Annotated in this window: 6 protein-coding genes; 4 read left to right on the forward strand and 2 right to left on the reverse strand. The window is 53.8% G+C overall.

The genetic code is table 11. The features are described from left to right. The 4 genes from AAH187_RS00780 to AAH187_RS00795 all read left to right on the forward strand — a co-directional run. A partial coding sequence (locus AAH187_RS00780; protein ID WP_342346525.1) for a VCBS repeat-containing protein occupies window positions 1-464 on the forward strand: 464 nt, incomplete at its 5' end. A gap of 829 nt (window positions 465-1,293) precedes the next feature. Continuing rightward, window positions 1,294-3,570, forward strand: coding sequence for an FG-GAP-like repeat-containing protein (locus AAH187_RS00785; RefSeq protein ID WP_342346526.1), 2,277 nt, complete (start codon window positions 1,294-1,296; stop codon window positions 3,568-3,570). Between the two features lie 220 nt (window positions 3,571-3,790). Next, the gene (locus AAH187_RS00790) at window positions 3,791-4,015 is read left to right on the forward strand and encodes a transposase (protein WP_342346527.1); all 225 of its coding nucleotides are present in this window, start codon (window positions 3,791-3,793) and stop codon (window positions 4,013-4,015) included. 104 nt (window positions 4,016-4,119) lie between these two features. After that, the gene (locus AAH187_RS00795) at window positions 4,120-4,329 is read left to right on the forward strand and encodes a hypothetical protein (RefSeq protein WP_342346528.1); all 210 of its coding nucleotides are present in this window, start codon (window positions 4,120-4,122) and stop codon (window positions 4,327-4,329) included. A gap of 508 nt (window positions 4,330-4,837) precedes the next feature. Here the strand turns inward: AAH187_RS00795 and AAH187_RS00800 are convergent. Next, window positions 4,838-8,353, reverse strand: a complete 3,516-nt coding sequence (locus tag AAH187_RS00800) for a PKD domain-containing protein (RefSeq protein ID WP_342346529.1) — start codon at window positions 8,351-8,353, stop codon at window positions 4,838-4,840. Window positions 8,354-8,390: 37 nt separating this feature from the next. After that, on the reverse strand, window positions 8,391-9,395 hold the full coding sequence (locus AAH187_RS00805; protein WP_342346530.1) for a hypothetical protein: 1,005 nt from the start codon (window positions 9,393-9,395) through the stop codon (window positions 8,391-8,393). Window positions 9,396-10,309: the final 914 nt, after the last annotated feature.

Raw genomic sequence — 10,309 nt, forward strand, 5'->3', positions numbered from 1 at the left:
CAGCCTGGCAGGTCGCAGGAGTCGGTGATACGGATGCAGATGGCAACGCGGATATTATCTGGCGCAATACCACGAGCGGTGCGGTGGCCGTGTGGCTGATGAACGGGGCGACCAGGCTTGACGTAGGCTTTCCCGGTAATGCGTCGACGGCGTGGGAAATTCAGGGAGTCGGGGATTTGAATGGTGACAACAAGGCCGACCTGGTCTGGCGACATACGAATGGTAGTGCTGCGGTATGGTTGTTGAATGGAAAGGAAGTGCCCTTCTCCATGGACTCACTGGGCGGTGTGTCCTCAGCCTGGCAGGTCGCAGGAGTCGGTGATACGGATGCAGATGGCAACGCGGATATCATCTGGCGTAATACCACGAGCGGCGCGGTGGCCGTGTGGCTAATGAACGGGGCGACCAGGACTGACGTTGGCTTCCCCGGCACCGCGTCGACGGCGTGGGAAATTCAAAATTAGGTTGAATCACCTGTTGAATAGAGGATTCTTCCATATGTGGCCCCTGTTTCTTTCAGAAACGGGGGTCACGTCGGTGGCTCAGGCTTTTATAGAACTCTTCAGTAGGTCTAGCAGGAGGGGAATTTCATCTGAGAGCTGGGGGGCATGGCGGGGTAATGAGGATAAGATTTATAACCTCTCCCGACATTGCCCCCCACTTGCATGTTGCCAGGTACTTATTGAGAAATCCCAACAGGCTTCTGTTTGGTATGAAAAAACGAAGAGAAAAATTTGTTGGAATATTACATTCTATTGTCATAAACGCATCCAAGTTGGCCCTGTTGGGACTTATAAAATTTTTCGGGCATTTTGTGCATTGGACATGGCTGTTTCACCTTGCAGATGATCCAGATGATGGGTCATCTTATTTCTCTAATTGATGTTATTCTGGCATGAAATATGCTCAATCTTGAATGTTTTTGATAATTTTATTGAGGTATTTTATAGCCCAGATTAATTGGGTATATGCATAGCCTAGAGTATGAACTAAAATTTAAAACTCTGCCTTTTTTAGGATTTACTCAGGTCTTCTCCTACTTGCCCTTGAGGCAAAAGGAATCATCCGGTGACTCGAAAAGGGATGAAAGACCCAATATGGTGGTCTGTGAAAATCAAGTGCGTAATAGCATATGGTGTAGGTGCCTTGAATTCACTATCTCAATACCAGTTCGGTTGTAAGGAGAGATTCTCGATTCACGAGAAGACTCCATTAACAGAAAGGCTCCCTTCTCATTTTACTCTAGTTGATCTGAAGTTGGCCTTTTTCCCACAACCCGTAGGATTTTAAATTATGAAGAAAATCGATCTGGTGATCTTGGGCTGTGCGTTAGTGGTGCTGATGGCTTCTGTGACGCCAGCTGCGGCGGCTGTGGTGCGGCAACCCTACTTGCAGCTTGTCACTCCCACCTCCATCACGGTGGTGTGGCGCACTGACTTGAGTTCGGCGGACAATAGCCAAGTAAAATACGGCACGGCGGCCGGCTCTCTGACCCAAACGGCGACCGGCACGGCGGTCACACGGTCCGGGCTCAACGTCAAAGATCACCTTGTCACAATTACGGGCCTGACTGCTGCCACTAAATATTTCTATAACGTGGGCACGGTGAGCAACGGTGTGCAGGTTTCTGGTACCACTCAGCATTTTTTTGTGACGGCGCCCCTGGTTGGTTCGGCCACCCCCGTGCGGGCGTGGGTGCTGGGCGACTCCGGCGGCGGCGCGGTCAGCCAACGGAATGTACGGGATACGATGCTGGCAGAAACCGCGCTGAATCCTCCTGCTCCAAACCTTATCCTGCATATGGGGGACATCGCGTATGAAAGCGGCACCGACGCGGAATTTACCAGCAAGCATTTTGCGGTCTATCAAGATATTCTCCGTCAGACGCCCCTTTGGCCGACGCTGGGCAACCATGAAGCCCTGTCGGTCACCACCTCCCTGGGCATTGGACCCTACTACGAAGCCCATGTGCTGCCGACCAGCGGCCAAGCGGGGGGGGTGGCCTCCGGTACCGAGGCCTACTATGCCTTTGATTACGCCAATGTGCATTTCATTGTGCTCGATTCAATGGATAGTAACCGCGCCACGGGTTCGCCGATGGTGACCTGGTTACAAAATGATCTGGCTTCCACCGGGCAAGAGTGGGTGATCGCCTTCTGGCATCATCCGCCTTATTCGAAAGGCCACAACTCGGACGATTTCAACGACTCCGGGGGACGATTGGTCGATATGCGGGAGACGATTCTCCCCATTTTGGAAGCTGGTGGTGTTGATTTGGTCCTTGGGGGACATTCCCATACCTATGAGCGGTCCTACCTCCTGGATGGCGCCTACGGCTATGGCACGGCGCCGAACTTCGCCACACCATCCTTCAATACACTTCTGGCCGACGGCCATATTCTGAATGCGGGCAATGGGAATCCCTCTGGCACGGGAGCGTATCAAAAAAGTGCCGGGGGTGTTTCGCACGACGGGACGGTCTATGTCGTCGCTGGCCACGGTGGCCATGATCTTGGTTCCACTCATCCCCTGCATCCGGTCATGCCGGTGCTGGATGTGGCCTATGGCTCGGTGCTCCTGGATATCACGGGCAGCAGCCTCACCCTACGAAATGTGCGGGCCGGAGGCGCCATCACCGATACCATGGGCATCGTCAAAAATTCCACCGGTCCGACTGGTCTAATTGCCTCTCCGGATTTTAATAAAGATGGCAAATCGGATATTGTTTGGCGGAATACCAGTACCGGGGCTTCGGCCGTTTGGCTTATGAATGGTGTTAATATTGCCTCTACCGGATTTCCAGGCGGAACGTCTTTGACCTGGCAAATCGCGGGAGGCGGCGATCTTAATGGAGACGGGAAGTCGGACCTCGTCTGGCGAAATACGAACAGTGGCGCCGTGTCGGTGTGGTTCATGAACGGGACAACTGTTACGTCGACGGGTTTTCCGCCCGGTGCACCATTAGTGTGGCAGATCGCGGGCGTGGGAGATCTCAATGGCGATGGGAAGGCGGACCTCGTCTGGCGAAATACGAGCAGTGGCGCCGTGTCGGTGTGGTTCATGAACGGGACAACTGTCACATCGACCGGCTTTCCAGGTAGTGTCTCCTTGGATTGGGTAATTCGACAGGTAGGCGACCTCAATGGCGATGGGAAAGCAGACCTCGTCTGGCGTAAAAATAGCACAGGGGCCGTGGCGGTATGGCTGATGAATGGGGCGACTATTACGTCGTCGGGTTTCCCCCCAGGTGGATCCTTAGCATGGCAGATTGCGGGTGTGGGAGACGTGAATGGGAATGGCACGGACGACATTGTTTGGCGCCATGCGAGCTCAGGCGCTGTGGCGGTGTGGTTCATGAATGGGGCGACTATCACATCAACCGGCTTTCCGGGTAGTGTCTCGTTGAATTGGGTGATTCGGCAGGTGGGCGATCTCAATGGTGATGGGAAGGCAGACTTCGTCTGGCATAATACGGGTAGTGGCACAGTAGCGGTATGGTTAATGAATGGGGCGACTATAACCTCAACAGGCTACCCCGCTGCTACGTCCCTAGATTGGCAAATTCAATAGCCGGAGCGTTGGGGATTTCCTTCCCTTCGAAGGCTTTTCTTGTTTGCGGAAGTGAATTTATTTCCCTAACTGAGGTCTTCCCAAAAAGGACACCACTTTAACACGAGAATAGAATGGCGACTTTGGTGGTCCAATACGCAAGGAGGAGACCCATGAAGCGCTCAACATCCTCGGAGGAGCAGGTCATCTATGCTTTCGCCAAAGCGAAGCCGGCACCCCCGTGGATGACCTTTGTCGCCAACTGGGCGTGAGTGAGGCTACGTTCTATGTGTGGAAGAAAAAGTACGCCCATCTCGTGATGAGTGAACTGCATCGCCTCCGGCAGTTTGAGGATGAAAACAGTCGATTAACCCAGTTTGGTCGCTCCTCCTGGTATCGCGGATTTGTGGGAAGGATCAAGCGGCGTTGCGCATCCGGATTGGTGATTGAGCTCATGACCGCCTAAGGTTTTGCTATCTGGGGATCTGGGTCCTCTTGCGTCGCGGAGGCTGGATCGTGAATTAGAAGCGGGTCCGACGCCTCTATCAACTGGAAGGGTTACAATTGCGGATGCGGGTCCGGAGACGAAAGAATATCGCGTTGCATCATGGTCCCGCTCCTACTTTCGTGGGACCGACCGAGCGTTGGAGCATGGATGTCATGGATGATACCCTGGCGGATGGACAGCCGTTTCTGATTCACACCGTCGTCGATAACTGGAGGAACTACAGTCCGGTGTTAGAGGCTGGTTTTCGGATGTCGGAAACTATTGTGGTCTAAGCCTTAGAGCAAGCGTTGAAAAGAAAACTTGGATCCCGGTCGATAACAGGGGGTCATGGCACAGAATTCCAATCCAGGACGCTGGCAAATTTCTGGCCTATTGGGGTGAAATGCAGCTCGGCTTTATCCGGCCTGGCAAACCAATGGGAAATGCCTTTATTGAATCATTTAATGAGCGCTTGCAAGACGAGAGATTGAATGTCCATCAGTTCCCTTCGCTCCGATGCCGCCCGAGCCATCATCTAAACGTGGCGGCAAGATTAAAATTAGCGCCTACCGCATAGCCCACTCTGGCACCTGGCATCGAATGAGTTTCTGCGGAAATGTCAGATCAATCAGACGGCCGAAGCCGCCCTCTGTATTGGTTAAAAACTGTTCCGAAAGGAGGACAACGTCAACATTCATGGTTGCGGGAGTTGGAGTAGTCCTCCACAAGACACCCGGTGCCGATCTCGTTCCTTGGTATTCTTGTGGTGATGCTTGAATGGTTTCTTTACGAAGGTGGGCCCTAGGGTTGGATGATGACGGAATACATGCTCCCGGTCCCACCGCTGGCATTGCCCCCGAGGGTAATGGTTCCGGCTGGGAAGGACCGAGTAAACAGGCGGAGGGTGGTATCCGAGGTCACCAGATTCGCGCCGGTATCAGTAAAGGTGCTCAACCAGGAAGGTTTCGGAGTGAGCCGCACGTCATGAGCGACCGATACGGAGACGGGTTGATTGACCGTAAAACTGAGAAAGGCGGCATTGGTAGCCGCTTTATCATTGTTGGCGGTTCGGATATACGCGGCGCCCTGCACGCTGGAGGGGACGGTGGTAAACGTATAGGCGCGGTCAATATAGACGGTGCCTCCAGCTTGGAGGCCTGAGGCGGGCATCACGTACGGTTGCCCACTGGCGACGGTCAGGTTTGTGATGGTTAATGCGGGGGGGGGCGGTGTGCCAGACACGGTCACCTGGACGGTAGCCGGAGAAGGATCGGCCAGCCCTGAGGCATCGGTAACCGTATAGGTCACCATAAATACCCCGGCACTGGGAAACACCACGGCCCCTGGATCTTCTACTGTGCGATCAGCAATCCCGGAACCCAAGCCAAAGGTCCACCGATGGGTGAACGGCGTATTACCGTCTGGATCCATGGCGGTACCGGTGAAGGTCACGGCCTGGCCTACCTGGATGGTCTGAGGTCCACTTGGTGCGTTGATGACTCCATTGGGGGCTTGGTTAACTGGTCCCCCTCCGTTGCCGGACTCTATCAGCCGGATTGCACTACCATACTTACCCGTGTATTGGCTGGCGATGTTCCCATCAAAACTAATGGTGAGGACGATCCTCCCATCGCTGCCGGGCTCAATGTTGCTAAATCGGGCCACGTAGCCCTTATCATTGTCTGCCGGTAGCCGAGTCGAGGTATCTGCCGGCCCGGAAAAGATCACCCCGCCGACCTCACTGGGATTATCGGTGGCGGCCGAACTCGTATTAGTAAATGCGTCCTGTCCGGAAAGAGTCACGAGAGAGGCCCGATCCCAACTGTAAAAGTCTCGATGGGCAAAGAAGGCCAAATCGTACGTCTTGCTCGGATTCAGTCCATTAAAGGTCAACAGGAGCGAGTTAGCGTCTTGATTGACGTAGGAGATGACGCCAAGAGTACTGATTTTTCCATTAAAGATGGTAAAGGCGTCTCCCATGGTCGGAGCTGCACCTTGAGTGGCTTGGCCACTGCCGATAAATTCGCCGCCCGTCACGGTCAGGGTCACCCCAGTATCGAGGCCGGTGGTGAAATTTTTGAGCATGCCGTTGCTGGGTAAGCCTGAGCCTCCGACGGGAGAGGTAAACTTCGTGATATTCGTTTCGAGTTGCCCTGCTCCCCAAGCCAGATCATTGTAGGCGGTAAAACCTGTTCCTGGTGTCTGGACCGTCACTTGAACAGTCGCGGGGGTGGGGTCGGTTAACCCCAGGGCATCGGTAACCGTATAGGTCACCGGAAACACCCCGGCAGTCGTAAAGGTCACCGGCCCAGGATCCTCCACCGTGGTATTGGGAATTCCAGAACCGGCCCCAAAGGTCCATTGATGAGTAAGAGGTAGGTTCGGCTCAGGGTCAGTGCCCGTTCCAGTAAAGGTAACCGTCTGGCCCACCTGAATGGTCTGCGCTCCACTGGGGGTGTTGATGACCCCATTAGGGGCTTGGTTAACCGGTCCTCCTCCGCCCTGGGGTTGGATGATGACGGAATACATGCTCCCGGTCCCACCGCTGGCATTGCCCCCGAGGGTAATGGTTCCGGCTGGGAAGGACCGAGTAAACAGGCGGAGGGTGGTATCCGAGGTCACCAGATTCGCGCCGGTATCAGTAAAGGTGCTCAACCAGGAAGGTTTCGGAGTGAGCCGCACGTCATGAGCGACCGATACGGAGACGGGTTGATTGACCGTAAAACTGAGAAAGGCGGCATTGGTAGCCGCTTTATCATTGTTGGCGGTTCGGATATACGCGGCGCCCTGCACGCTGGAGGGGACGGTGGTAAACGTATAGGCGCGGTCAATATAGACGGTGCCTCCAGCTTGGAGGCCTGAGGCGGGCATCACGTACGGTTGCCCACTGGCGACGGTCAGGTTTGTGATGGTTAATGCGGGGGGGGGCGGCAGACCTTTCTGAATAGCCATTGTATCGGTGATGGCACCTCCTGCCCGCACATTTCGTAGAGTGAGGCTGGTGCCCGTGATGTCCAAGAGCACCGAGCCATAGGCTACGTCCAACACCGCCATGACCGGATGCACGGTATGATTGGAACCAAGACCATGGCCGCCGTGGCCGGCGACGACATAGACCGTCCCGTCGTGCGAAACTCCTCCGGCACTTTTTTGATATGCTCCCGTGCCCGAGGGTTGGCCATTTCCCGCATCGAGAATATGGCCGTCGGCCTGTAGAGTGCTAAGCGGTGGCGTGGCAAAGTTGGGTGAGCCGCCATAACCGTAAGCCCCATCCAGGAGGTAGGATCGCTCATAGGCATGAGAGTGCCCAGAAATGACCAAATCCACTCCGCCGGCCTCTAGAATCGGGAGAATCGTTTCCCGCATGTCGACCATGCGCCCCCCGGAGTCGGCGGCATTATCCGAGTCGTGCCCTTTCGAGTAGGGCGGATGATGCCAGAAGGCGATCACCCACTCTTGCCCGGTGGAAGCCAGATCATTTTGCAACCAGGTCACCATCGGCGAACCTGGGCCGCGGTTACTATCCATTGAATCGAGTACAATAAAATGCACATTCGCGTAATCAAAGGCGTAGTAGGCCTCGGTGCCGGAGGCCACCCCCCCCGCTTGGGCACTGGTCGGGAGAACATGGGCTTCATAGTAAGGGCCAATGCCTAGGGCAGTCGTGACCGACAGGGCCTCATGGTTGCCCAGCGTCGGCCAAAGGGGCGTCTGGCGGAGAATATCTTGATAGACCGCAAAATGATTGGTGGTAAATTCCGCGTCGGTGCCGCTTTCGTACGCGATGTCCCCCATGTGCAAGATCAAGTTGGGAGCTGGAGGATTCAGTGCGGTTTCGGTCAGCATCGTATCCCGCACATTCCGTTGGTTAACCCCGGCGTCGCCGGAATCGCCCAGCACCCATGCCCTCACGGGGGTGGCCGAACCAACGGGGGGCGCCGTCACAAAAAAATGATTGGCCGTGCCACCCCCTTGTATCCCGTCGGTCGTGGTGCCGACGTTGTAGAAATATTTAGTGGCAGCAGTCAGGCCCGTAATTGTGACAAGGTGATCTTTGACGTTGAGCCCGGACCGTGTGACCGCCGTGCCGGTCGCCGTTTGGGTCAGAGAGCCGGCCGCCGTGCCGTATTTTACTTGGCTATTGTCCGCCGAATTCAGGTCAGTGCGCCACACCACCGTGATGGAGGTGGGAGTGGCAAGCTGCAGGTAGGGTTGCCGCACCACAGCCGCCGCGGCTGGCGTCACAGAACCCACCAGCACCACTAGCGCACAGCCCAGCGCCACCATAACCCATTCTGATTTATTTGAATATTCCAAGTGCTCTATTCTTCGTATAGGGGCTGTTGGCTAGAATTTATTGGCTCTCTAATTTTCTTAAGAGGTCATCGGCCTCGGGAAAGTGCGGAGTCTTTTGAATAGCCACACGGAGGTCATTTTTGGCTTCTTCCATGCGACCCATAGCTTGATAAACTTCCGCGCGGGCAAGCAATTGCATGGCTGTCTGGCGTTTCCCCAACACACGATTGGCCTCAGCTAATGCCTGTTCATATGCGAGGCTGGCGGCGTCTGATCGACCCATATTACCGAGAATTTCTGCCCGTTTGAGGTGCCAGGATGTTTTTACTGACGAGCCAGCTATTTCTTTGTCTACCAAGGCCAGAGCTTCACTGTATTGTTTTTGAACCATCCGTACACGGATGAGGCCTTTTTTTAGTAGGATGGCATCTCCAAGCTTGGCAAGACCATCCTGATATCCTTCCGCCGCATCCTCAACCTTTCCCAAGGATTCCTGGAGTTTCCCCCGAACAAGGTATAGTTCAATAGTGGGTTGCAACTGAATGGCTGACGTAAAGTCGGTGATGGCCAGTTCAGCTTGACCGTTTCGTGCATGAATGCTTGCGCGTTCGGCCAAGGCAAAGACCCGTTTCGGGTCTGACTCCTCCTGAAGAAAATAATCTAAGGCGCTCTGGGCTTCCTTGTCCCGGCCCATGGCAGAGAGAGTCAGTGCGCGTTGTAATACGACAGTTCGGTTCTCGCGGTTCAGCAGTAAAGCCCGTTCTAAATCAAGCAATGATTCGATGTATTTCTCATTGGACCGATAAACTTGCCCACGCCGGACCAATAGATCCACATTATCTGGATCTTTGATCAATTTCTCGTTGATTTCTTGAATTTCCGGATCAAGTCCAGAATGGGCAGTGGCCAGATGGACAAAGCTAAGAGATCCGAGTGCCAGTGCCAAGCAGGCCATTACCACGACCCAAGGTCTTCGTCGAGACCTGACTGGCTGGAACACTTGTATCGAAACAGGCATGAGTCTTACCTGACTTTTATTAGGAACTGGGGTTATTTTGTTCATCTGTGGACCTCCTCCTAAGGGTTTATCGCTCCACCGTAGGTTTCTTCGAATAGGAAATGTTGGGAATTTGGGTTTTTTGGCAGGCGATGAAATTTTCATGGATTTGAGGAGTCTCTTTGCAAGAATAATAGCCTATTCGATCAAGGCAGGCATCTTGTGGATAGCTTATTATAAAATTATGAAAGAAGCCAAGCTTGGGAAGTATTCATGCTCTGGAATAAGTAATTGATGCGCAATGCCTTTATTTCACTATTTTGTTGACCTGTGCCAGGATGAACGCCGGGTTCACTGTTGCAATCGACGTGGCGTTTTGGCAATCGCCAGATGTTGTTGTCTTCAATCGGATGATAATGTCTGGCCTATCTGCCATTCTACACCTATTCCACCGCAACTGGGATGGTCGGAAGGGCCTATGTCATCTCAGTGCCATATAGGAAGTGACCAAATATTTGGAAGTTTTCACTGTCGAGTGTATCAGTGAACGGCTTCTGAATCCGGTTTAGAAAGTGCTGGTAAAAGATTTTTTTCCTTGCGGTAAGGGAGGCCTATTTCGACAACCTTCGGAATATGTCAATTGACCGAGTCGTGGAACTCCTGAAAAGTTACGCTTTGAGATCACCTAATCCAAGGCTCGACAACCTATTAACAACGATTTAGTGGTGGTCCGAAAGATCCTCGGTTACATTAGAATCACGTAGCGGGTACATTAAGGGTAATGTCGGCAGGGAGGTCTATCGCTGCTTATCCTGGAATCAACCTCCATTGGCCTAGTTCCTTCCCTGATGTGTTTGTTTAACAGGAAGGGAAGAGAGGGCAAGCACTATCCCCCTGCACGTCCATCAGATAGGGCGAGCAGTGCCCCCGCCGCTCAAACGCCATGTAGATCCGACAGACAGCGGTAATCATATCCTGCG

The sequence above is a fragment of the uncultured Nitrospira sp. genome, from assembly GCA_902500695.1.
Classification (GTDB): domain Bacteria; phylum Nitrospirota; class Nitrospiria; order Nitrospirales; family UBA8639; genus Nitrospira_E.